This is a genomic window from Paenibacillus terreus, from assembly GCF_042138595.1.
Classification (GTDB): domain Bacteria; phylum Bacillota; class Bacilli; order Paenibacillales; family Paenibacillaceae; genus Paenibacillus; species Paenibacillus terreus.
In genome coordinates this window covers 476,156-498,264 of record NZ_JBHIRX010000001.1, presented here as the reverse complement: position 1 = coordinate 498,264, position 22,109 = coordinate 476,156, and the positions used below count along the sequence as shown (strand labels likewise).

22 protein-coding genes are annotated in these 22,109 nt (G+C 53.8%); 5 read left to right on the top strand and 17 right to left on the bottom strand.

Translation table 11 applies throughout. The features are described from left to right. Window positions 1–34 precede the first annotated feature (34 nt). Complete coding sequence (hrpB, locus tag ACE5KN_RS02330) at window positions 35–2,539, bottom strand: ATP-dependent helicase HrpB (RefSeq protein ID WP_375526904.1); 2,505 nt, start codon at window positions 2,537–2,539, stop codon at window positions 35–37. A gap of 210 nt (window positions 2,540–2,749) precedes the next feature. Here hrpB and gluQRS point away from each other — a divergent pair, with 210 nt between their 5' ends. Then, window positions 2,750–3,763, top strand: coding sequence for a tRNA glutamyl-Q(34) synthetase GluQRS (gluQRS, locus tag ACE5KN_RS02325; RefSeq protein WP_375526903.1), 1,014 nt, complete (start codon window positions 2,750–2,752; stop codon window positions 3,761–3,763). Between the two features lies 1 nt (window position 3,764). Here gluQRS and ACE5KN_RS02320 read toward each other — a convergent pair whose 3' ends face one another. The 11 genes from ACE5KN_RS02320 to ACE5KN_RS02270 all read right to left on the bottom strand — a co-directional run bounded on the left by ACE5KN_RS02320 (window position 3,765) and on the right by ACE5KN_RS02270 (window position 15,808). After that, on the bottom strand, window positions 3,765–4,133 hold the full coding sequence (locus tag ACE5KN_RS02320) for a DnaJ family domain-containing protein (RefSeq protein ID WP_375526902.1): 369 nt from the start codon (window positions 4,131–4,133) through the stop codon (window positions 3,765–3,767). Window positions 4,134–4,160: 27 nt separating this feature from the next. Continuing rightward, window positions 4,161–4,970, bottom strand: a complete 810-nt coding sequence (locus ACE5KN_RS02315; protein ID WP_375527005.1) for an SDR family oxidoreductase — start codon at window positions 4,968–4,970, stop codon at window positions 4,161–4,163. A gap of 293 nt (window positions 4,971–5,263) precedes the next feature. Next, window positions 5,264–5,632, bottom strand: a complete 369-nt coding sequence (locus tag ACE5KN_RS02310; RefSeq protein WP_375525569.1) for a winged helix-turn-helix transcriptional regulator — start codon at window positions 5,630–5,632, stop codon at window positions 5,264–5,266. Between the two features lie 133 nt (window positions 5,633–5,765). After that, entirely contained in the window at window positions 5,766–6,605 is an 840-nt protein-coding gene (locus tag ACE5KN_RS02305) for a hypothetical protein (protein ID WP_375525570.1), read from the bottom strand. Between the two features lie 12 nt (window positions 6,606–6,617). Beyond that, window positions 6,618–7,370 (bottom strand): vWA domain-containing protein, encoded by a 753-nt coding sequence (locus ACE5KN_RS02300; protein ID WP_375525571.1) that lies wholly within the window; start codon window positions 7,368–7,370, stop codon window positions 6,618–6,620. Between the two features lie 29 nt (window positions 7,371–7,399). Continuing rightward, window positions 7,400–9,400, bottom strand: coding sequence for a serine/threonine-protein kinase (locus ACE5KN_RS02295; protein ID WP_375525572.1), 2,001 nt, complete (start codon window positions 9,398–9,400; stop codon window positions 7,400–7,402). A 176-nt stretch (window positions 9,401–9,576) separates the two neighbouring features. Further along, window positions 9,577–9,852, bottom strand: coding sequence for a WXG100 family type VII secretion target (locus ACE5KN_RS02290; protein ID WP_375525573.1), 276 nt, complete (start codon window positions 9,850–9,852; stop codon window positions 9,577–9,579). Window positions 9,853–10,034: 182 nt separating this feature from the next. After that, the gene (locus tag ACE5KN_RS02285; protein WP_375525574.1) at window positions 10,035–10,574 is read right to left on the bottom strand and encodes a WXG100 family type VII secretion target; all 540 of its coding nucleotides are present in this window, start codon (window positions 10,572–10,574) and stop codon (window positions 10,035–10,037) included. Beyond that, window positions 10,574–11,404: a hypothetical protein gene (locus ACE5KN_RS02280; protein ID WP_375525575.1), complete on the bottom strand. Its 831-nt coding sequence runs from the start codon at window positions 11,402–11,404 to the stop codon at window positions 10,574–10,576. The genes ACE5KN_RS02285 and ACE5KN_RS02280 overlap by 1 nt, the downstream gene beginning before the upstream one ends. A 16-nt stretch (window positions 11,405–11,420) precedes the next feature. Further along, entirely contained in the window at window positions 11,421–15,410 is a 3,990-nt protein-coding gene (gene essC / locus ACE5KN_RS02275; protein ID WP_375525576.1) for a type VII secretion protein EssC, read from the bottom strand. Between the two features lie 77 nt (window positions 15,411–15,487). Then, on the bottom strand, window positions 15,488–15,808 hold the full coding sequence (locus tag ACE5KN_RS02270; protein ID WP_375525577.1) for a hypothetical protein: 321 nt from the start codon (window positions 15,806–15,808) through the stop codon (window positions 15,488–15,490). A 345-nt stretch (window positions 15,809–16,153) separates the two neighbouring features. Here ACE5KN_RS02270 and ACE5KN_RS02265 point away from each other — a divergent pair, with 345 nt between their 5' ends. Next, a complete protein-coding gene (locus ACE5KN_RS02265) occupies window positions 16,154–16,393 on the top strand; it encodes a hypothetical protein (protein ID WP_355317121.1) in 240 nt (79 codons plus the stop codon). Between the two features lie 91 nt (window positions 16,394–16,484). Here the strand turns inward: ACE5KN_RS02265 and ACE5KN_RS02260 are convergent, their stop codons facing one another. The 4 genes from ACE5KN_RS02260 to ACE5KN_RS02245 all read right to left on the bottom strand — a co-directional run bounded on the left by ACE5KN_RS02260 (window position 16,485) and on the right by ACE5KN_RS02245 (window position 19,206). Next, window positions 16,485–16,637: a hypothetical protein gene (locus ACE5KN_RS02260; protein WP_355317122.1), complete on the bottom strand. Its 153-nt coding sequence runs from the start codon at window positions 16,635–16,637 to the stop codon at window positions 16,485–16,487. Between the two features lie 112 nt (window positions 16,638–16,749). Next, window positions 16,750–17,088, bottom strand: coding sequence for a L,D-transpeptidase (locus ACE5KN_RS02255; protein WP_375525578.1), 339 nt, complete (start codon window positions 17,086–17,088; stop codon window positions 16,750–16,752). A 49-nt stretch (window positions 17,089–17,137) separates the two neighbouring features. After that, entirely contained in the window at window positions 17,138–18,220 is a 1,083-nt protein-coding gene (gene rsgA / locus ACE5KN_RS02250) for a ribosome small subunit-dependent GTPase A (RefSeq protein ID WP_375525579.1), read from the bottom strand. A 389-nt stretch (window positions 18,221–18,609) separates the two neighbouring features. Then, the gene (locus ACE5KN_RS02245) at window positions 18,610–19,206 is read right to left on the bottom strand and encodes a DUF2087 domain-containing protein (protein ID WP_375525580.1); all 597 of its coding nucleotides are present in this window, start codon (window positions 19,204–19,206) and stop codon (window positions 18,610–18,612) included. 197 nt (window positions 19,207–19,403) lie between these two features. On the opposite strand from ACE5KN_RS02245, the gene ACE5KN_RS02240 reads away from it, so the two are divergent. The 3 genes from ACE5KN_RS02240 to ACE5KN_RS02230 all read left to right on the top strand — a co-directional run bounded on the left by ACE5KN_RS02240 (window position 19,404) and on the right by ACE5KN_RS02230 (window position 21,618). Next, window positions 19,404–20,399 (top strand): YpdA family putative bacillithiol disulfide reductase, encoded by a 996-nt coding sequence (locus ACE5KN_RS02240; RefSeq protein ID WP_375525581.1) that lies wholly within the window; start codon window positions 19,404–19,406, stop codon window positions 20,397–20,399. A gap of 25 nt (window positions 20,400–20,424) precedes the next feature. Continuing rightward, window positions 20,425–20,868 (top strand): DUF441 domain-containing protein, encoded by a 444-nt coding sequence (locus ACE5KN_RS02235; protein ID WP_375525582.1) that lies wholly within the window; start codon window positions 20,425–20,427, stop codon window positions 20,866–20,868. A 243-nt stretch (window positions 20,869–21,111) separates the two neighbouring features. Continuing rightward, a complete protein-coding gene (locus ACE5KN_RS02230) occupies window positions 21,112–21,618 on the top strand; it encodes an ADP-heptose synthase (protein WP_375525583.1) in 507 nt (168 codons plus the stop codon). A gap of 93 nt (window positions 21,619–21,711) precedes the next feature. Here the strand turns inward: ACE5KN_RS02230 and ACE5KN_RS02225 are convergent, their stop codons facing one another. After that, window positions 21,712–22,005, bottom strand: a complete 294-nt coding sequence (locus tag ACE5KN_RS02225; protein WP_375525584.1) for a HesB/YadR/YfhF family protein — start codon at window positions 22,003–22,005, stop codon at window positions 21,712–21,714. Window positions 22,006–22,109 lie beyond the last annotated feature (104 nt).

The window sequence follows — 22,109 nt, the reverse complement described above, 5'->3', positions numbered from 1 at the left end:
TTCGCAAACATGCAAGCACTCCAAGGATTCTGAGTTATTTTCCCGGTCTGACCCTGCTGGTCGGAACGGCCTGCAAGGGATCATCCGGCCAGTAATGCTTCGGATATCTGCCCTTCAGATCTTTTTTCACTTCAAAATAAGCTTCTTTCCAGAAGCTTGCAAGGTCTGAGGTCACCTGCACGGGACGCTGCGCAGGGGACAGCAGATGCAGAACGACCGGCACACGTCCTCTGCCGAGCCGCGGGGTTGCGCTCATGCCGAACAGCTCCTGCAGCCGTACGGACAGCACCGGGGCATCCGGATTGCTGTAATCCACGGGGATGTTGGAGCCGCTTGGCACACGGATATGAGTCGGGGCCTCACGGTCAAGCTCCTGCCGCTGCTCCCAGCTGAGCATGCCAAGCAGAAGTCCCTCTACATGAAGCTTCTTCAAATCGGACAAGCTCCGTACCCCCTGCGCATATGGCAGCAACCAGTCCTCCAGACGATCCAGCAGCTCCGCATCCTCCACCGCAGGCCAATCGTTCAGTTTGCAGTGCATAAAAGTAAGGCGCTGCTGCAGCTGCCGCGCCGATTTGGTCCAGGTCAGCAGCTCAAGCCCGCGGTCCCGCAGCCCGTCCATCCAGGCTGCAGCAACCTGGTCCTGCGGCGGATTTTCGTACGCCAGCTCTTTCAGGACGATGGCGCCAAGCCTGACGGTTTTGCGTGCCCGCACGCTTCCCGCGGCAGCGTCCCAATACACCGCTGCCTGCTCGCGGATCAGCCCTTGCTGATGCTCCGTCAGCTCCTGCTCCTCTACAGGCGCAGCGAGTCTGATGATCCCGTCGGCGCCCGCATCCTCAACCGACGCGGCTACCAGATACTCTGACCTGGAAAGCATTTCTTCACCGGCAAGTCTGACTCCACGGCCGCTGCTCAGCAAATATTTGCCTCCGCCGCGGGAACGTCCGATCCGGTCCGGATAAGCAAAGGACAGCATCAGCCCGCAGGCAGCAGGCTTCAGATCCTGGCGCCGCTCCCCGATCACAGCTTGCAGACCGGACAGCAAATGGCGGCTGTTTTGCACAATCCGGTTCAGCAGCTCCCCGTCAACGGAAGCATTGGTTTCCGGTTTGCGTGGGCTGTCGGCAAGGCTGCTCCAGACCCTCTCCATCCGTGGACGCAGATCGGCCCCGGATTTGAACGGATCTCGCTCCTGCAGCAAAGCCGCCAGGCAGCACGCCTGTCCCGCATATCCCAGCTCCGCGGCCTTGAGCAGCATGTGGCCAAGCCGGGGATGGGCTTCAATGGACGCTACTCTTTTTCCATGCTCCGTGACTTTCCCTTCACGAAGACATCCCAGCCGTTCCAGCAGCTCCCCGGCCTGTCTGAGCGCAGGCACGGGAGGAGGATCGATCCAGTCCAGCTCTGACGCATCCTCTGCTCCCCACAGCGCCGCTTCAAGCACGAGGGGGGCCAGATCAGACGACAAAATTTCCGGCCGTCCGGCGTCGGCAAGCCCGCCGTGCTCCTCCATGCTCCACAGCCGGTAGCATGTGCCGGGGCCCAGCCGTCCGGCTCTCCCCCGGCGCTGATCCGCCGAAGCCTTGGACACCTTGACCGTTTCAAGTCGGTTCATGCCTGTGCGCGGGGAAAATACAGGCTCCCGCCGCAGTCCGCTGTCCACGACAACCGTCACGCCTTCGATCGTAAGGCTGGATTCGGCAATGGAGGTGGCGAGTACGATTTTACGCTGTCCCGCCGGTGAAGGGCGCACCGCCTGATCCTGCTCTCTCAGCGAAAGAGCGCCATACAGCTTGCACACATACGTGCCGGACGGCAAACCGCAGGCCATTAGCTCGGCTTCAGTACGGTGAATCTCGCGTGCTCCTGGCAGAAATACAAGCAGATCTCCTTCATGCCTGGAGAGCAGCCTCGTGATCTGCTCCGCCACAAAGCTTTCCAAGGGGGCTGCCTTCGACTTCGGGACGTAGACCGTCTCCACCGGATAGGTCCGGCCTGAACTCTGCAGCAGAGGGGCTCCGCCGAGCAGGCGGCTTACCGGCTCTGCTTCGAGCGTAGCCGACATGACCAGCAGGCGCAAATCCGGTCGCAGCAGACTTTGCGTCTGCAGGGCCAGAGCAAGACCGAGATCGGCATGCAGGCTGCGTTCGTGGAATTCATCGAAAATGACGGCCCCCGCTTCTTCCAGCGCCGGATCTCCCTGCAGCATCCGGGTCAGAATGCCCTCGGTGACGACCTCAATTCGTGTGGACGGACTAATTTTCGTATCCATGTGAACCCTGTAGCCGACCGTTTCCCCGACTTTTTCTCCCAGGGCGTCAGCCATGCGGGCCGCAGCCGAGCGGGCGGCCAGGCGCCGCGGCTCAAGCATGATGATTTTTCTGCCAGCAAGCCAGGGCTCGTCAAGCAGAGCCAGCGGAACCACGGTCGTTTTGCCGGCACCCGGCTCGGCGACCAGCACGGCAGATGACCTGCTCCGCAGCGTTTCCTTTATTTCCGGCAGTATATGATAAATAGGCAGTTCTTCTTTCAACATCATCTTATGATACCTCTTCAAATGGTCTTCTTTCTGTCTGTCTATTATATCGAAATCCGTAACATGGAGCACCTTGAAACTGTATGCGCCGCGGGCAGAGCCTTTTTCAGGCCCAGTTCAAGCTTCCTTCCCGGCCTGTCCGCATGCAATCCGCAGGCGCTCACTTTATAATAAGGTTATGTAGTCCATATCATGAAACGGGGTATACAAATGAATGATTGCAAAAATACGGTCAGGGGCCGCTTCGCCCCTACGCCGTCGGGACTGATGCATTTTGGCAACGCACGGACAGCGCTGCTCTCCTGGCTGCAGATTCGCGCCGCAGGAGGCGCATATGTCATGCGGATTGAAGATATAGATATGACCCGTTCGCGCAGCCATCTGGTCAAGGCCATCCTTGAGGATTTGCAATGGCTGGGCCTGGACTGGGACGAAGGGCCTGATAAAGGGGGGCCTTACGGGCCGTATACGCAAAGCGAAAGGCTGGAGGGTTATGAGGCAGCCCTGAGCAAGCTGCGGGAGCAAGGGCTGCTGTATCCCTGCTTTTGCAGCCGGGCGGACATTCTGGGGGCGGCCAGCGCGCCCCATGGGCTTGCCGGGGAAGGCCCCGCATATCCCGGGACCTGCCGCTGTCTCAGCGAGGAGGAAAGAAAAGAAAAAGAGCGTCACAAAACGCCCTCTCTGCGGATGAAAGTTCCGGATGACCCTGAACGTGTCATCACCTTCCACGATCAAGTGGCAGGCAGCGTATCCGTCCCTGCCTCTGCCGGCGGTGATTTTATTGTCAAGCGCGCGGACGGCATGTTCTCCTATCAGCTTGCCGTAGTGGTGGATGACGCCGAGATGAAGATTACCCATGTTCTGAGGGGGAGTGATCTGCTGGATTCCACGCCGCGCCAGCTGCTGCTGTATGAAGCGCTCGGGTACACCCCGCCCAGCTTTGCGCATGTACCACTCGTCTATGGCCCGGATGGGCGCCGCCTCGCCAAGCGGCATGGAGGCATTGCCCTGCAGGCCATGCGCGAGCGCGGTGTCCGTCCCGAGGCGGTCGTGGGCTGGCTTGCCTTCATGAGCGGTCTTACTCTCGAGCCTGTTCCCCTTGCGGCCGCAGAACTGGTGCCGCTCTTCGATATGAGCAGGCTGTCTGCAGAGCCGGTAAGGCTGACCGAGGAGGACATGCGGGCGCTGCAGGCCTATTCCCTGCCCGAGCAGCCGAAGCGGTAGCCTATTCCTCCAGCTTCGCCCGCACCGCCTGCTCATACTCGCGAAATACGGCGGAGGAGTCGAGGCCGCGCTGCTCCAGCAGCATACGCAGTCTGAGCGACTTTTCCGTCAGCTTCCTGCTGACCTCGCTCTTCTCGCCTTCCGACCTGCAGGCATGAAGCAGATCCCTGAGCTGCACGCATTCCTTCTGCAGCTGCAGTTCCTCCGGCAGCACACCGGCATTTTTCAGCAGCTTGTAGGACATTCGCAAATCCTCCGGCACCATGGACAAATCCTCGATCACCAGCGGCTTGCCGGCTCCCGGCAGGTTGTCCAGTTCGCCTCTTGCCACCGCCTCGGCAATTTTTTCTTCGGCTATTCGTGAAAACATCTCCGTCCCCCCCTCTTTAAACAACAGCTAAAACAACAGCGACTCCGCTCCGTCGATCACAATCTGCGCCCCCGTAATATGACTGGATTGTCTCGATGCCAGGAAGCACACGAGATCAGCTACCTGCTCCGGCTGGCCCGGGCCATCCGCTAACGGTTGGCCGCCCTCCGGAAATTCAACAGGAATGATGATTTCTTTCAGCCCTTCTGTCTTCATTGTAGAATCATCGATATTGGTGGAAATCGCCCCCGGACAAATCACGTTGACCCGGATGCGGAATTTCGCCAATTCCAAAGCGGCCATTTTGGCAAAAGCGGATTGCGCAGCTTTGGAGGCGCTGTATGGGGACATGCCAAAGCTTGTAAAGCGTGTATTTCCGTTAATGGAGCTCGTAATGATGATGCTGCCCCCGCCCCGCTTTTTCAAATGGGGGACCGTGTATTTCATCGTCAGGAACGTCCCGTCCAGATTGGTGGCCAGCGTCCTGCGCCAATCCTCGATGCTGATTTCTTCAATAGGAGCGACCACGCCATTAATGCCTGCGTTGGCAAAGACAATATCCAGCCCTCCGAAGAGCTCAACCGCTTCGAGCACGGCTTTCTCCACCCGGATCGGATCAGAAATATCCACTTCAAAGGCACGTGCGGCACCTGGACGGATGCTGTTCATTTCCATCTCGGCTGTTTTGGTGCGGTCATGGTCCAGGTCAAACAGGGCGACATTGGCTCCTTCTTTTACCAGCCGCAGCGCAGCGGCCCTGCCAATTCCCGAAGCCGCGCCGGTTACGATGGCCATCTTTCCTTCAAACGCGGCTCCATCTGCCACAGAGTAGCTCATATGTACACGCTCCTTTTAGAGGTAGTTCAAAAAGTCATCTTTTGATCACGAAGGAAGTCAGGAAGCGGACTCGACATCGAATCTTGAATTCAGCCGGGCCTTCCGGGGCTCACGTACCCCAAGTACGCTCCGCTCCTCAGTCCCTAGCTTCATTCAATCTTCTCGGTGCTGAAAACCTGACTTTTTGAACACGCATTTTAAATATAATGCTGAGAACAGCGGTATTCTCAAGATTACCCAAAAAGAACCCTTATATAAACTCTCCTGAGCCTGTTTGAATGAAACATAGGTGGTTATACAGTTTTGTCCTCCGTGAATTTTCGCGGTTTCATTTTCTCATACTTCGTTCCCCACTCTTGCATGAGCATGATAATCGGCTTTAAAGTCATTCCGAATTCGGTCAGTGAATACTCCACCTTGGGCGGGACGACAGGATATACTTCCCGGTGCACAACCCCATCTTCTTCAAGCTCGCGCAGCTGCAGTGTCAGCATTCGCTGCGTCAAGGCCGGCATTAACCGCCGGAATTCATTAAATCTCTTCGTTCCGCTGATCAGATGGTACAAAATAATTCCCTTCCATTTGCCGCCGATCACATCGAGCGTAGTTTCCACCGGACAACCGGCAGGACAGGACCCGTAGCTGCCTTTTCGATTTCGCATACCGCCGTACTCCTCCTTCTCCATAAGAGCTTTTTTGTTACTCAGTATAAAAAGTATACTACATTAGGTTAGATTCATGCAAAAAAACGCCGGCAGCGGATTCATGCTGCCGGCGTGTGAAGCTCATATCAGGTTATTCATTCCACTGCAGCTCAAGAAAGGCCGCATCATCATCCAGACCGTCCGTATGCCTGGAATCAAGCAGGATTTGAATCTGGTCATCCGGAAGCTGCTCCCGGATCGGGTCGAGATCGGCCAGGCCGTCCGTATACAGCTGCAATCTCATCTGTTCCCCTGCCGACAGCCTGGTCTCATACCAGTGCGGCTGGCCGCCTACTGGCCCGCGGGCCGTCGACCAGCGCTCTGAAGTCCGGAACGTATTCCCGAAAATATCTCCCGCTTCTTCAGGGCCCTTCCACAGTCTGATCCGGGAGTCTCCCTGCCAGGCTAGCGTCATTTTTCCTTTCTTTCCACGGGACGGAAGCTCGATTCTGCCGCAGATGTACATTGTCTGGCTGCCCTGCCTGCGCTTCTCTTCAAGCACATTGCGAAGCAGTCCCGACCTGTGGGTGATCGGCTCCTTCTCCAGCTCTTCCGCCGCAGAAACAGCCCACAGCTGAAGACGCTCGTTCAGGCATGCCGGATTTAACTCCACATCGTCATTCAGCCATGCCAGCAGGGACTGCCCCAGATAACGGGCTGCGAACTCCCCACGGTAGCTCATTCCCACTCCGTCGCATAATACAAAGGTACACACGTGACCCTCAATATGGAGGGCAGCATAGTCCTGGCCGCTTTCTCCGGCATTCGCAGAGTCAGATGAACGGCCATAGCCGTACCGGCACCGGAATCTGCTCTCATAACTGCTGAGCGGCTGTTCCGAGGTTTGGGAGCTTATATAAGTAAAATAATCTCTCTTCGTTGTATTCCCTCTTTTTTTCACCATGGAGAGCAGGGACAGCAGTGGCATCATGCCATAACCTCCTTACCTTACGGGTGTGGCGGCCGACATCTGGAATCCGATGGACACCAGCTCGGCGCATGTCCCCGGCAGCATCATCATTGCACCTTCGCCCAGCTGATAGTCGGCTTCGAACAGCATTTCCCGGTAGCTTTCAGGCAGGACGGAGGACATGTTTCTCAGTTTTTTCGCATGCTCATCCTGCAGCACCATATCTGCTGTAATGCCTTTCCAGCGGCGCGGCTCTGTTATCGGATCATCAAGCAGCTTGTCGGAAATGAAAATGTTCTCCACAAGCACATTCCCGTCAGGCACGCTCATATTCATGATTCTTTTGGCAATCGGTTCCGGATCATCACCGGTGGATACCCCATCCGTCATATGACAGACCAAGGGAGCAGGACAATCCTGCATATGTGGGATCTCAGCCTGCAAAATCCGTTCTGCCTGCAAAAATGCCTTGGCGGAATCCGAGAACCGCTTCGGCGTCAAATCGGGCAGCGAGCCGACAGCGGCAATTTCGTCGATGCCTTTAATTCCGTTCAGCAAATCATAAACGTCATCACTGTAGGCCAAAAGCGCGATCCGGTACCTTGGCGTAAGCCTGTTGCCCTTGGTGGACCGGAAAACCATCTGGCGTATCGCCAGTGAGAGCGCCTCATAGACGACGTCCATACGCCGCTTGCCATCCATAAGCATATTCATGGAAGCGCTGATGTCTATCAAATAAATAATTAAGGCAGGGGTGCGTTGGGATGCCTGAATACTGTAGTTCATACGACTATTGTCACCTCGGTCAAGCGTTGCTAGATTTTCGGCAGCCTGAAATCACTGTCGCTTAAATAATTATAAACAGATGAGGCCCTGTATCCCATTTCTCCAACAGAATGAAGATAGGAAGAATCGGTTTCATACAGCTTGGCGAACTGGGAGGCAAAGCTGCGCGCCTTATCCTCTCTTCCGCCCTCCTGTGAGTTGTATGCTTTGTTATACAGGGAAATGAGGTCCAGCACTTTCTGTTTGCGTTCAGACGCTACCTTGGCTGCAGCCTGCTTTGCTTTGACGGCCGCCGCGGCCTCTTCGGCCTTTCTTTTCTCTTCAGCAGCGGCTTCGGCAGCCAGACGCTCGTCACGCTCTTTCTTCCAGGCAAGATATTGCTCATACTTGGCCTGCCGGTCGTACTTGGCCTGAAGCTCCTTCCTGGCGGCCTCCTGCTGCTGCTTCTCCTGTGCTGTGAGTTCAGCTCCATTTTGGGCTTGCTTGACGGCAGCTGCCTCCTGCTGTGCCTTTTCTTCCGCGGCTTTCTTCTCGGCAAGGGCAAGCGCTTCGGCTTCCTTGGCCTTCCGTTCTTCCTCCGCCTTCAGTCTGGCCGCCTCCTCGGCCTGCCGCTGCGCCTCCTGCTTCTTCTGTTCCTCGGCGACTCTGGCCGCTTCAAGCTGTTTCGTGTTCGCACGATCAGCCAAAATTTGTACCGTCGGAATGGTGCCGGCCAATATCACCACGGCTGCCGCTGCAGATATCATGACTTTCTTGGAGCGGTACCAGACCGGTTTGGCAGGCTCAGCCGGATGCGGCGGCTCAAGCAGCTGTTCCAGACCATGAATGGCAGCCTGCACTTCAACCTGAAGCGGGCTCCCCTCCTCGGTAAAATGATACAATGAGCGATATACCTCTAGAGCCGCTTCCGGCTTACCGGCTTCCTCCAGCTCCCGTGCCTCGCGGAACAAGCGATCCATAATCGCTTTATCTCCGCGCGCACCTTCCACGACAACGGCTGAGGCCGCAACCGCTGGCCGGGAAACCACGGCGACCGGCGGGGCTGCCGCAACAGGTGCCTCCTCCTTCGCTTCAGGCTCGGCAGGAGGGACCTGCTCAGGCGAGAGCGACTTCAGGATGACAAACCATTCACCGAAAGTAGGGCAGCTGCTGAGATCCTGGCTTTCCCACGCTCTGACGAACAGCTCGGACAAGCGGCTGCCCCAGCGGGATTCAAGCGACTTGCGCAATATGTAATACCGCTCGCTTGGGGTTTGCATTTCGTGCTGGTCAAAATAGCTTTCCCCCCAGGCTCTGTCCACCACGGTTTGATCCGACCAGCCCAGCATTTCAGCAATGATAACAGCGCCTGCAAAGCGGTCCGCGTATGAGCTCCACAAGCCGCTGTGCACCGTCCTGTGCGCGGCATATCCAGGAGAGCCTGCGAGCAGCGTGTCCGGACGGTCCATTTTTGTGCTGTACATCTGCTCGACATCCACCAGTTCAACGGGAGAAACTCCTTCAGGCAGTTCAACTTCAGAAAAAAACGGAATCATCACATTGGGTGCCGACAAATCACAATGCGCCACCCCTTTCTGCTCCATAGCAGAGCCAATGGCGGCAAGTGATCTGGCCAGCGCCAGACTATCTGACGGTTCAAGCCGGCTTTGCTCGGTGAGGCAGTCAAACCAGGTTTTGCCGTATACCCATGGCATTAACACCGCATACAGCAGGTCCGGCTGTTTTGCTATTAAATCTCCGTTTCTTTCTGGAGTGAGCACGTCACGTTTACAGACTTGCAAGCCTGGAATATCACCGTAGGATTCCATATGCTCGGATTGGTACACCATGGCAGGAATCCGGAATTTCGGAAAAAACACCTTTAAAGCTTTGGCCTTGTGCGGCGCGCCGCTTTTATCCAGAAGCTGATAAACTATGCCCTGTCTGCCAGCCTGCGCATACGCGAGACCGGGTGCCGCCGGGTGGCTGCCGACAACATAGACCTCATCATTTATGATCAGTTCGTCTCCCGGATTGGGTTGAAAAGACATGCGACATCCCTCTCTTTGAATGAATCAATTCATGCTGAAGCGAGAATATTTTCTCCTGATGGCAAGAAAACCGGGTGTCCTAGGAGCGCCCGGTTTTCTTGCAAAACTTCATTACTAGCATTATATAATGAAACTGTGATATCTTCAAAGTTTCTCTTGCAAACCGAGAAACAAAATTATTTCGATTGGTCCACCGTACGGAATTTGTTGGCGATGGCTGTCAGCTCTTGACTGATGCTGTTCAAGGTTTGAACAAAAGCCTGCATCTGCTTGCTGGCTTCCTGGAACTCCTGGAAGAAGCGCTGCTTCGTCATACCTTCCCACTGCCCCTCCATGCCTTGAATGGATTGAGTCAGGCTGGAAACGATTTGCTGGCTTTGCTCACCACTTTGTTTAAATTGGTTTGCCACCTGATCGACCTGTTCCGGGGTAATTAAAATGCGTCCTGCCATGTTATGAGTCCTCCTTAAAAATCAAAAAAATGTTTTGGTAATGTCTGGATTTAATTGTACTATGCGTCCTCACATGTCACAAATGGCGAAGGACCTAATCCATTTTACCCCATTAGCAGGACTACTCCCGAGACTTTTGTCGTTATTTTTCACCAGCTTCCGCTTAATGGCTCTACTCTTTATCAGACCGATGCGGCAGGCTCGTTCCTGTTATAGGCAGGATCAGCAAAATGCCAGTCCTGAGGCTGCTGCAGCGAAGCCAGCTTAAGAATGCTGTCGCTCACTTGCGCATCCGAATCTGCTTCCTTTCCTCCAATTGCACTGATCACGGACTGCGGGTCTGAGATACGGCCAGCATCGTGATCCGATTCAGACAGAATGGAAGGGCTGCTGCTGATGGTCTGCAGAAAAAGAGCGGTCGGCCGGCCCAGATTCACGCTGCCCAAAATTGTATTATAGCTTTGATCTGCCCCCTGGAACTGATCCGCCTTGCTGCTCAGCTGCGAACCGAGCGTGCGCAGGCAAACATGAATCTGCTCGGACAACCTTTTGCCCTGTCTCCATTGGTCCATGACTGCCTCGCGTGCAGACACTTCCCATTCCAAGGACTGCAGCGCCTGCTCCAGCCCGCTTGTAATCTGTTGAATCTGCTCCGCCGCGTTCTGTAGCTGGCCACTCAGCGTCCGAAGCACATCCGGCTCCACTCGAATGCGCATGTACATCACCTTTCCTCTTCACCTGCAGACTGTCTTAACCAATTCAGAAGCAAATCCACAAACTGGGCACGTGTCGTTAGAGTAGCAATCAGCCAATCCCCATTACCGCCCGAACTCATTCGGAACAGCCAGCTCATGGATTCGCTCACGGCAAAAGCAGCCCGCTGCGCTTCCCATTCCCGTCCATTCCATACCAGCAGCTGCAGCTCTCCGTCCGAAATTCTTGAATTCAGCGTTTCCGCCAGTTTCAACGAGCCTTCGGAATCGCCGCTTGCTTCCGTAAAGCTTGAAGCGAGAAATTGTGTATCTTCTTTTCCGGCATGATCATAGATCTCGCGGAATTTTTTTTGGGAGAACATCAGGGCAGGCACTTCTTCCTGGGCCTGTTCACGCCATCCCATTTTATCCGTCAGTGTGTCACAAGCCGCTGTTACGTCTCCAAGATCGCTGAGCCGGTATTCGTCGTCGCTTTCCTCGGATGGTGACAATTCAACCACTCTTTCGTTGGTGCAGTGAAGGTATCCTTCAAACTGTGCGCCATCCTTCGTATATCTGTACCGGCATGCTCTGCTGGACAGGCCTGCTATAGCAACTCTGGAAAAGACTGTCGGCGGGATGGCAAGCTCTCCCCCGTTCTCCACCTGACGAAGGTAGCCTTTATCCATCAAGGAAGCTTTTACCAAGTCCCACTCGGCCGTCAATTCTTCCGCAAGAAATCCTTGAAAGGGATCTTCAACGCCAAGCAGTCTGTTAGACCCCAGTACACCGGCCAGAAAAAACAACTCTTTGGACTTCAGCGTAATCAGTTTCTGCTGGGAAACTTGAAACGTTAACATTATGTGCCACCTCCCTTCAAACTACAACATGCCATCGGTCACGAATTTTGACGATCCAATCCTCACAGCTAAGCCCTTCATCAAACGGAATTGCCCCTTTAATCCTGCTGAATTTGCGTCTGATGTAATATCCCTGCCCCGGAGGTAGGACTTTCAACCCTCCCGAGCCGTTGTTGGACTCTGAATAAGGGATTCGGAAGAAGGACAAATCGTTAGGATCCAGAGTTCCAAAAAGAACCCCGCTCTGGCTTGCCTTCACATCGCTGAACCAGTCCACGCCAAATGTCGGAAAGTCCTGAGGCACTCCTGAAAGCACCACATGCACGTTGCGGTCCCGTCCCAATCGGACGATCGAGGTAAGCTGGTCCTTGACCGTAAAATCATTTAACTGTTTGCTGAGCATGTCCGCATCGTCAATAATAAGCAGCAACTCGGGATCATTCCCGTCCTTTGTCCTGCGCTGAACGGCTTCATACAGCATGGCCGCCAGAGGAGCCAGCTCCTCTTCGCTTTCCGCGGCCGCCTTCACATGCGGGAGATGCCGGAGCCTGGACAACCCCCCGCCTCCATACCTTGTGTCCACCGTATATATCTCAAGCCTGTCCGGCGAATTATAATAAGCAAGTGACAGCATCCAGGTGAGCAGGAATGACGTTTTCCCGCCCTCCATCGGGCTTCCCACTATAAAATGCGGGCCTTCCTTCAAATTCAGAAGAAATGGCTCAAGATCATCTGTCTGTATCGCAACAGGCACCTGGAACGGATATTCCCTCTCCATTTCCTCAGTGCGCTTCCATGAACGGATAAGTCCGGACAACGGAACCTTGTCGGGCAGAGGAAGAATGGCGGGCGCTCTATCCCCCCTCCAGGCTTGTCCCGATTGCGCAATGCTCCGGCGCAGCTCGGCCGAACGCCTGGCTTCGTCTTCACCTGCTGCAGGAAGTGCCGTCTGGAACTCCAGCGGCGGCACCTGCCCCTTGATCAGCCCCCTGCCGGGAGTAAGCGGTCCCGGTGTTTTGGCAGGCCTGCCGACAGCATAATAATAATCGCTCGGATCCGACAGCTCATAGCTGACAGCATTCGGAATGTTACTCCGGAATTTCTCAAACAGATCCGTGATCCGATTGGCCGTAATAACGAATGTAATACCCAGGCTCCCCCCTTCACGGAGAATAGCCTCCAGAAGCTCATTTTCATCCGGGTACGCATTCCTGAAACTCAAATAGCCGTCAATGACAACCACAATTTGCGGCACTGTGCCTACGGCGGCACGGCGATATGCGTTTATCGTTTTGACGCCGGCCTCGGCGATAAGTTCCTTGCGCTGTGCGGACATTTTGAACAAAAAGCGGAACAGCCGCTTGATGCGGTCCTCCTCTTCACCCATCATGACCCCGCCAACGTGCGGCAAATCCGCAAAATCACGCATCATACGTCCCATATCGATAATATAGCCGTTCCATTGGTCCGGGGTATAAGTGCGTGCCATGGATACAAGCAGAGTTTGCACAAAGGTCGTCTTGCCCATGCCGGGCATTCCATATACCGCCCAATGCCCCTGATCCATGGCAATATGTAGCGGCTCCTGCCGCTGGTTGGGCAGATCGTCCACAAGACCCACGACCGGGTGCAGCTCTGCCTGTCCGTACATGCCAGCGTCGGAGGCCCGCGCAGGCAGTGCCGTTAAATCGAGCACCTCCGGCAGGGGCGGCAGCCACGGTCCCTGCAGCCGCTCGATGCCCGCCGCCGCGGCCTGGGCAGCGATATAGTCGATAAATATCTGGAGCTGCTTGGGCGGCTCCCCCCCCTGCAAAGCCGATGCTGCCCGCTCGCCGGTTAACAGCGGCTCCCGCTTGCCGTTCAGGCGGACCTCATTGACCGGCAGCACCTTGGAGCTGCCGTCATCGACCCGGTAGGGCGCGCCGCTCCAGGCGAACTGCAGCTCCTCAAACACCTCGTCGCTGCCCACCTGGAAATAACCTCTGCCCGGCTTCGTAATCCAGGCTGCATTCGGAATTTTGATCATATCGCGGCTGTCGCCTTCACTCTGGACACGCAGACAGATGCGAAAGCGCGAGTTGCTCCATATTTTATCATCAACTACGCCTGCCGGCTTCTGGGTTGCCAGGATAAGGTGTACTCCCAAGGTTCGGCCGATGGCCGCAATGCTGATCAATTCATCCATAAATTCAGGCTGGTCTTTTTTGAGCTGCGCAAATTCATCTATGATAATGACCAGATGCGGAAGAGGCTGGGCATGACGTTGGCGCAAAAGCCTGTAGTACTCGTCAATATGCTGCAGATTTCCTGCCTCGTTCAGTATTTTTTGTCTGCGCACGAGCTCCGCCTTCAATGAAATCTTCGCCCGCTCGATCAGATTGCTGTCCAGATTCGTTATCGTCCCCACAACATGCGGAAGATCAATGAACGTGTTGGACATGCCGCCGCCCTTATAATCGATAAGCATGAAAGCCAGATCATGGGGGTGAAACTCGGCAGCAAGGGATGCGACAATGGACTGCAGCACCTCGCTCTTGCCTGAGCCGGTAGTCCCGGCAAGCAGACCATGCGGACCATGCCCCTGCCTTTCAATTTTGTCGTGCAGATTAATCATAATCTTCTTGCCGCCTGCGCGGACCCCCATGGGAACAGGCAATGTATCCGGATGTCTCGTTTCCTGCCATCTGGAAAGCACATTCAACTCTTCGACCTGCTCTACTCCCATCATGTCAAACAACGGAAGTACCGGTGGGATATCGGAAGCGGAGGAACGCTTGAGCCGGATGGGGGCCATATATCTGGCCAGAACATCGGCTTCTTCCACAGTAAGCCAGTCCATGCGGAAGCTTTTTTGTGTAATATTCGACGATTCCGTTTTCAGGGTATACTCCCCCTTTTCCGGTCCTGCTTCGACAATCAGCTGGCACTGCATCGGCAAGGCCTCCTTGCGCGAGGCCAGCACGATGGTGCAGGTGTCTGCGTACGCCCCGTCTTCAAGCAGCAGAGGCAGCAGCGGTTCCTCCTCAATCAGCTGCGTATCCGAGAGCACGACAACATAACACGGAATTTCTATATTTCTGCCTACACGCTCCTTGCGGTTCCTGCGGCGGTTTAACCGTGAAAACAAATAATCGGCCAGCTGGTGTGCGCTGCTGTCCCGGTCCGACATCATGCGTGTGGAGCGGTCATCGTCCCACACGTGGGGCAGCCAGCGCATCCAGCCCCATTCCTGCTGCTCGCGCTCATGATAAAATGCCGCCACCTTCACCTCATCGGGCGAATGCCTGACAGCAATCTGGGACATGATGACCCGCAGCGCAGCCAGCGTATTTGTACGCTCGCCAACAACGCCTATGACTTTGGATTGAAACAGCGGGAGGGCAATCGAGGCGTCCTCAACCGTCTGAAAGTCCTCCGCCAATTCATGGGCCGCTTCCAGCAGCGGTTCGCGTTCATAACCTTCCGCACGGGGAACCTGCAGCTTGATGTGAAAAGGAACCTCCCCCGTTCCGATCCGCACCTGCAAAAAATCATCATCCTCTGGCGAACGTTCCCAAAGGGAGCTGCTGCGGCTCTTCACGATCTGTGTGCAACCTTGCGGATCGCCGTGTATTTCATATAAAATGCGGACTTGCTCTTTCTTCTTCTCTTCCAGCTCTTCCCTGTGCTTCTGCAGCTGCTGTCTGTACATGCGGTCCCGCTCCGCAAGCTTGAGCCGGTATTCTTTTTTGTTATGCAGATATACGAAAAAAGGAATGGTATAAGAGGAAACCATCATGAAGAGCGTCAAAATCTGAAACATAAAATAATTGCTGTTGCCCATTTTCCCGGTTCTGCTCATATATATATAAAAACCGACTGTAACCAGGGTCATTATTAAAGGAATAATGAGGGATACTATAGAAAATGTAGGCTTGCCCGGTTCGGCCGGGGGCCGAAGAATTTCCAGCTTCTCATCGTCCAGAGCGGGGCGGATGCGCGGGGATCGTTGATACAAAGCGTTCACGTCAAAAGTCCCCTTTCCATTATCAGGTTCCTGAAATTGATCTGTAATACCCAGTTTTAGTGTTAACTGCTGTGATATTACCCATTTTGCGTATTTTGAAACAGCGATCTGCGTCCAAATACCGGGGCCTCTTCCTCCGTTGTCGAGAAAGCGCGCTGTATGCGGATCATGCAGCCCTCCCGCAGACCCGCTCCCGTCAGATGCTGGTGATCCTCCACAGGAAACCATAACCCTTCCGGAAATTTGGCTTCCATAATATATTGTACGCCCTCTCCAGGCGCTTCTCCAAATATGCGCAATCCAAGCATCAGCTTCAAATGCTGAACAGAATACATGTCATCCACTTCTATATCGAACCAATCGGTTTCCTGTCGTCCCGCAAGCACGGTCAGGATCATAAAAAATTCCCCTCCCGTCATCCTTAAGAAAAAAGTCGATTCAAAGCAAAACGACTCCATTAAAACTATTAATGTAACTTTACATGACCGCTTTCATTCTGTCAATTTGTTACAAACTACCCACTTAAGCATAAGTCTTATGACTAATAGCACATATTTTAATAGAAGTAGAGTCTAAAGTTTTATTTATCTTTTTCTTTTGGCAAAAAGCACTGAATTCCATTGAAATGTGAACACTTTGTAAAATTTTCTGACCTTTATGTTTTTATAAGGTTTTTTTAAGGTAATTTTAAGCAAGAGAATCTACAATCAGTAACATGAAATAACTCTAGTGAGGTGATTTCTATGAGAACACTAATAACCTTTCAAAACAAACGAATTCCTGTGTATATTAATCAAGAAAACAAACAACCTGTCCAAAAGACATTGAGATTGCTGTCAAGCACGCTGGAAAACAAGATTGCGACAGGCAAGCGGGCGCTGCAAAAGTGCCTGAACTCTCTGATCAGCATTGAAATTGTTGGCTGTGAAGCCATCCTGCACAGCGTCAGCGAGAACGACTCGCTGGCTCTGTCTCTCTACTAAGATTATATCACGCACAAAAGGGGAGAATCCGTCCGGATTCTCCCTGTCTATTTTCCGCATATCCAATGATTCTGTACCACACCCAAAAAGCTCATATGATCTTCTTAATCCGCTTGACGATTCCTGCTCTTTCAGCCTTCTGTGCGTTTTCGATCCGGATTCTGAACAGCTGCAGCAGATTATCTCTTGTATGTGTGTCCCGGCAGTTGTCCAATTTTTTAATAATAAATCGGTCAATGGACATATCTCTCAGGCTCCTTTGCATCATACTGCCCGGTTCGGGAATTTTTTCCTTCTCCGTTAACTCATAATTAACCTCCCTTATGAAGCCCTAAACAGGCAGACTGTCAGCTCTGTTACGGACGGATCGTTACGGGTGTACCCACGCTCACCATCCCGGACAGCTCCAATACATCGCTATTCTGCATACGGATGCAGCCGTGGGATACAGATTGCCCGATGCTCCACGGCGCATTTGTACCGTGTATGCCGTAATGGGGAGCCGAAAGACCCATCCAGAAGGCACCAAACGCACCTCCCGGATTTTTCTGCTTGTTCACAATGGTAAATCGCCCATGAGGGGTCTGTGTGGCTATTTTGCCGATGCCAACCGGGTAACTCCGGACAACCCGGCCTCCGTCCATCAGATATAAGCGGTGATCCGACAGGTCTACAGTAATGCTGTAATTCGGCATGGTCTTACCTCCTTCTGCCTTATCCTATGACGGACCACCGCAAATGTCCTTACCACTCCATGTCGTGCCGCCAGCCTGTTGAGCCGTAGGAACGGGAGTTTTTTCCCGCTTTGACCTTACGGGCTTTCTCCTTCTCCTTGCGGTTCTGATATTCCAGCTCCCGCTTCATCTTTCTGTAGCTGTCCAGCCGCGGGGCGGAGAGTGCTCCACTGCTGACCGCCTCCTTGACGGCACAACCTTCCTCACGCATATGTTGGCAGTCCGCGAACCTGCATTGTGCCGCCAGGCTTTCGATATCGGCAAACGTGGCTTCCGTACCGCTCTCATCGCTCCACAGGCTGAGCTCCCGCATCCCCGGCGTATCGACCAGGACGGCATCATGCAGCAGCGGAAACAGCTGCCGATGTGTCGTCGTATGCCGGCCTCTGCTATCGTCCTCTCTTATCCCCTGGGTCGTCTGAAGCTCTTCCCCTGACAGCCAGTTTACAATGGTCGATTTTCCGCAGCCTGACGAGCCGGTTAAAGCTACCGTCCGCCCCTTCTGCAGGTACGCTTCGAGTCGGTCTCTTCCCCTTCCGTCCCAAGCTGATACAATCAGCACCGGAACTCCCGGCGCCGCCATTTCCATCTGCGCCGCATATCCGTCCGGGTCGGGACAAAGGTCGCTTTTGCTCAGCACGATGACCGGATCAACACCGCTGTTCCAGGCCATCACGAGATAACGCTCCATTCTCCGCACATTAAAATCCCCGTTCAGCGCCTGCACTAAAAACAGCGTATCTACATTGGCGGCGATCATCTGTTCCTTTGTCTCAAATCCCGCAGCCTGCCTCGATATGCGGCTCTTGCGCGGGAGTACGGCATGAATAACGGCATCATCCGCCGCATTCGAATAAGCAGCCGCCACCCAATCCCCAACCGCCGGCAGTTCGGCGGCTTCAAGCGTTTCATGACGCAGTTTTCCGGAAGGCGCCGCCCAGCGCTCTCCTTCGCTTGTCATAATTTTCATTTTTTGTCCAAAGTCGGCGGTTACTCTGGCAGGTTTTATTTCGGTGTCCCGAGCTACCGTATCCACAAGCTGCTCCCACTGCTGCTGCCATGTTTCCGACCATCCATATTTCTCCAAATGCATATTTGTCCTCCGATCATTTTAGCTTTCCAGCTTCGTGCTGCTGTTCAATTTTCCTGCTCCTGCTATCGTCTCCCTAACCTCGCGGACAAGCACAAAAAAAACCGCAGGGATGCTCCTGCGGCTCGCATAAAAGGCCTGAAAGGCCCATAAACAGGCATAAAGATGCCCGGTATATGCAAAAATCCGCAGGGAATAACTCCCTGCGGATGTCCGGTGATTCGACCGGCGGGCAGACCGCTGCCGCGGTCTTACCCGAGTGTGTCCGTTAGGGAGACGACGTTACGACGCAAAACCAATCCGATGATGTGCTTGCTCATAAAATATCGCCTCCTTCAAAAATTTCCTTGATTATACGACTTCCAGGCTTTTCTTGTCAATGCTGATTTTGTTTATCTGACATCCTCCCAGCGGGTCCACATCTCCCGCGGGTTCAGTTCGTATACATCATTTTCCCTGTACATAAACTGGTGCATAATCAGCTCACGGCGCAGTGTTGCAAAATCATCATGAACATTTTTAATCCAATCGCTCAATTCACGCTCACTGTATTTCCGTCCCGGTTCGAGCTGTTCGGCCAGGTGCTGCAGCACGATCAGCTTCTTCTTGTATTGGGCAGGGATTTGGCGCAGCCTGCCGTCCTTGGCGAAAAAATTCCGCATGACGGAAGCGGCCAGCGGCTCTTGCACCCCTTCTTTCTCCATTTCCCTGCCTCCTTTGCCGAAGATGAAGTTTACGGAAGCTTCCGCATGTTGTCTGATAAAATCCTCATTCAGGGTAAAATATACCGTGTTCTTGTCCCTGCGCTCCTTGACGAGCGCCGCCTCGCGCAGCTTCGCCGCATGGTGCGTGACGGTCGGCTGGGACAGGTTCAATTTCTCCGCCAGCGCCTGCCCGTTCATCTCGCCTCCGGCCAGCAGCAGCAGAATGCGCATTCTTGTCGGATCGGCCAGGGCCTTGTGGTAATTCACGATTTTATCCAGCTGCATTATTTTCACGTTCCTTTAATTAGATATGTATCTAATAATATGGCATCATTTGTTCATTGTCAATCCATTTTAGCGGTGGCTACCGCAAATCGGCTGGTATTTGCACTATGAATGCGGTAGGATAAAATTGCTTGCTGCTTGCGGGCAATTTTTCATTATCTTATTGGAGGCAATTTTGTTTTATTGGAGGTAATCCTGTGGAAGACATTATTATTATCGGCGGCGGCCCCTGCGGTCTGTCAGCGGCCATAGAATGCGGACGGCGCGGGTTGAAGACGCTTATCATCGAAAAGCACAATATTGTGCAGTCCATTTATCTTTATCCGACCAATATGCAGTTTTTCAGCACTGCCGAGCTGCTCGAAATCGGAGGCATCCCTTTCAGTTCCCCCAATGACAAGCCCTTCCGGCATGAAGCCCTTACATATTACCGCAGGGTGGCATCGCATTACGGGCTCGACATTCGTCCCTATGAGGAAGCAGGCTCCATCATCAAGGAAGCAGACGGAACCTTCACTGTTCATACAGCGGATAAACGCGGACAGTCCTGCCAATACCGGGCCCGCCATGTCGTCGTGGCCACGGGTTATTTTGATCATCCGAATTATCTGGGCATTCCCGGGGAGGATATGGACAAGGTGACCCATTATTTCAGGGAAGCACATCCGTATACAGGCACCCGTGTCGCCATTATCGGCGGCAGCAATTCCGCGGTGGATGCGGCCATGGAACTGGTCAAGGTAGGTGCGCATATCGATATGGTATATCGGGGTTCCGTATTATCCGAGCACATCAAACCATGGGTCAGACCTCTGTTTGAAAGCCTGGTCAATAAAGGTAAAATCACCCTTCACCTGGGCTCACGCGTGACGGAAATCCGTCCGCATGATATTACCGTTACCGTTAATGACGGCAGCGAGTTCAAGCTGGACAACGACTTCGTGCTTGCCATGACCGGCTTCCGCCCGGACCGCAAGCTGCTGGAATCGGTCGGCGTGCAGCTGGCCGAGGATCTGGATAAACCCGTCTTTAACCCGGAAACGATGGAAACGAACATACCTGGTGTCTATGTCGCCGGTGTCATCGCATCCGGCCGGAACGCCAATGAGGTGTTCATCGAATCCGGACGGTGGCACGGCAAGCTGATTGCCGAGCATATTGTACAGACAGATGCCGGTCATGAACATCCGTAAGCAGGCCGGAAAAGGAGTTGCTACCATGGATTACACTGCCCTGCTGCTGCTCGTGCTTGCAGGCCTCGGCATTTTCAGCGGCAATTCAAGCGTAACGATCGCCATGGTTGTCCTGCTGCTGCTGAGGGTGATGAATTTGCACCAAACCTTCCCCTGGCTGGAGAAATACGGCCTGACGGTCGGCATCGTGCTGCTCACGATTGGCGTCATGACCCCTTTGGCGAGCGGACGCATTACCGTGCAGGAGGTATTCGCATCATTCCTCCACTGGAAATCACTGCTGGCCATTGGGGTTGGCGTCCTGGTCGCCTATCTGGGAGGGCGCGGAGTGACGCTGATGTCCTCCCAGCCAGCCGTTGTCAACGGACTGCTGATCGGCACCGTTCTCGGTGTTGCCTTTTTTAAAGGGGTCCCGGTCGGTCCTTTGATTGCTGCAGGAATCCTTTCACTCTTGATTGGAAAGTCCTAAGGCGCAGGGGTGCAAGCCAAAAGTATAGATTGTGCGAAAGGTGCTTCATGGGGCTCGTCCGTCTGGAGTGCCTTTTTTCATGGATAAGAGGTCCGATGTATTTCGCTTAAGAAGCGGGGCTTTTGCGCATTTTGAAGCGATAAAAATGGGAATAGCCTGCTGCCATGCTGTTTTTGGGACAGCATTATGGTATACTCAATTCGATTTAACACCGCATATTTGCACATCGCAGGAGGAAAGCCGATGTCCCGACAGTTTGTAACCGAAGCCGTCATGGTAGCGATTTACGGCCAGCTGCTGGCTCCGGCGGCAGCGGTAGAATATATTGTGCCCTACACCACCATATTGGAATTGTACGAATTTCGTTCCAGCGATGAGCCGCTTATGGACAATCCGGCCGAAGACAAGCATGTGAAAGAGAAAGTGGCCGAGCTGATCGAATATTTGGAGGAGCCCTTGAACAAGAAGAAAATCAACAGGGCACTTCAGGTACCCTGGGCCAAAAGCCTGCCCATTTTGTTCGGCAATTCCGTGGCATTCACTATCATCAATGGAGTGGATAACGCCCAGTACGGAGAGCATTTCGACCCGATTGAAACCGAGCTTCTGTTGACCGCACAGCGGGAAAACCTGCCGATTCTGACGGACCAGACGGACTGGATCGAACGTATTGTTGAAGCTTCCGTACCTGTACAGGTCTATGATATCGAGGATTTTGATTTTGCTGTAGAAGGCATTTATTTACCATGACGCAAAAAACGGCGGACTGCCGAGCGCAGCGCGGTTTATACCCCGCCTGTGGCCGGCAGCTCCGCCGTTTTGAATTTTTGCAGCTAAGCTTGCTTATTCAGGACTGTACTCATAAATGATATCATCATGCTCCGGCAGGTATTTCACTTCGATTTTATACCCTTTCAAATACCATTCATCCTGTTCTTCCATGAAAAAAACAACGCCGCCTGATTCCGTACGCAGCGCCGGGTGCTGAGGAGGCTCGACGGAAATACCCAGCGAAAAACCGGGATGAAGCCCCCCGCCCGAGCTATAGCGCGCAAAAAAACGGACATGGTCCCCGGATTTCAAACCAAGCTCTTTTTTATACCATTCGGCAGCGGGTTCTGATACGTATATACTCATGGATCCTGCTCAACTCCTTAACCAAGTGCATATTCTTTAGCCTTAATCATATCCTATCATAGCATTCCCACCAAAGCACACGTTCCCTGCTGAAGCATGCAAAT

Coding starts and splice junctions, on each gene's coding strand:
- hrpB (WP_375526904.1), bottom strand. CDS start 2,539: ATGTTGAAAGAAGAACTGCCTATTTATCATATACTGCCGGAAATAAAG.
- gluQRS (WP_375526903.1), top strand. CDS start 2,750: ATGAATGATTGCAAAAATACGGTCAGGGGCCGCTTCGCCCCTACGCCG.
- ACE5KN_RS02320 (WP_375526902.1), bottom strand. CDS start 4,133: ATGTTTTCACGAATAGCCGAAGAAAAAATTGCCGAGGCGGTGGCAAGA.
- ACE5KN_RS02315 (WP_375527005.1), bottom strand. CDS start 4,970: ATGAGCTACTCTGTGGCAGATGGAGCCGCGTTTGAAGGAAAGATGGCC.
- ACE5KN_RS02310 (WP_375525569.1), bottom strand. CDS start 5,632: ATGCGAAATCGAAAAGGCAGCTACGGGTCCTGTCCTGCCGGTTGTCCG.
- ACE5KN_RS02305 (WP_375525570.1), bottom strand. CDS start 6,605: ATGATGCCACTGCTGTCCCTGCTCTCCATGGTGAAAAAAAGAGGGAAT.
- ACE5KN_RS02300 (WP_375525571.1), bottom strand. CDS start 7,370: ATGAACTACAGTATTCAGGCATCCCAACGCACCCCTGCCTTAATTATT.
- ACE5KN_RS02295 (WP_375525572.1), bottom strand. CDS start 9,400: ATGTCTTTTCAACCCAATCCGGGAGACGAACTGATCATAAATGATGAG.
- ACE5KN_RS02290 (WP_375525573.1), bottom strand. CDS start 9,852: ATGGCAGGACGCATTTTAATTACCCCGGAACAGGTCGATCAGGTGGCA.
- ACE5KN_RS02285 (WP_375525574.1), bottom strand. CDS start 10,574: ATGTACATGCGCATTCGAGTGGAGCCGGATGTGCTTCGGACGCTGAGT.
- ACE5KN_RS02280 (WP_375525575.1), bottom strand. CDS start 11,404: ATGTTAACGTTTCAAGTTTCCCAGCAGAAACTGATTACGCTGAAGTCC.
- ACE5KN_RS02270 (WP_375525577.1), bottom strand. CDS start 15,808: ATGATCCTGACCGTGCTTGCGGGACGACAGGAAACCGATTGGTTCGAT.
- ACE5KN_RS02265 (WP_355317121.1), top strand. CDS start 16,154: ATGAGAACACTAATAACCTTTCAAAACAAACGAATTCCTGTGTATATT.
- ACE5KN_RS02260 (WP_355317122.1), bottom strand. CDS start 16,637: ATGTCCATTGACCGATTTATTATTAAAAAATTGGACAACTGCCGGGAC.
- ACE5KN_RS02255 (WP_375525578.1), bottom strand. CDS start 17,088: ATGCCGAATTACAGCATTACTGTAGACCTGTCGGATCACCGCTTATAT.
- rsgA (WP_375525579.1), bottom strand. CDS start 18,220: ATGCATTTGGAGAAATATGGATGGTCGGAAACATGGCAGCAGCAGTGG.
- ACE5KN_RS02245 (WP_375525580.1), bottom strand. CDS start 19,206: ATGCAGCTGGATAAAATCGTGAATTACCACAAGGCCCTGGCCGATCCG.
- ACE5KN_RS02235 (WP_375525582.1), top strand. CDS start 20,425: ATGGATTACACTGCCCTGCTGCTGCTCGTGCTTGCAGGCCTCGGCATT.
- ACE5KN_RS02230 (WP_375525583.1), top strand. CDS start 21,112: ATGTCCCGACAGTTTGTAACCGAAGCCGTCATGGTAGCGATTTACGGC.
- ACE5KN_RS02225 (WP_375525584.1), bottom strand. CDS start 22,005: ATGAGTATATACGTATCAGAACCCGCTGCCGAATGGTATAAAAAAGAG.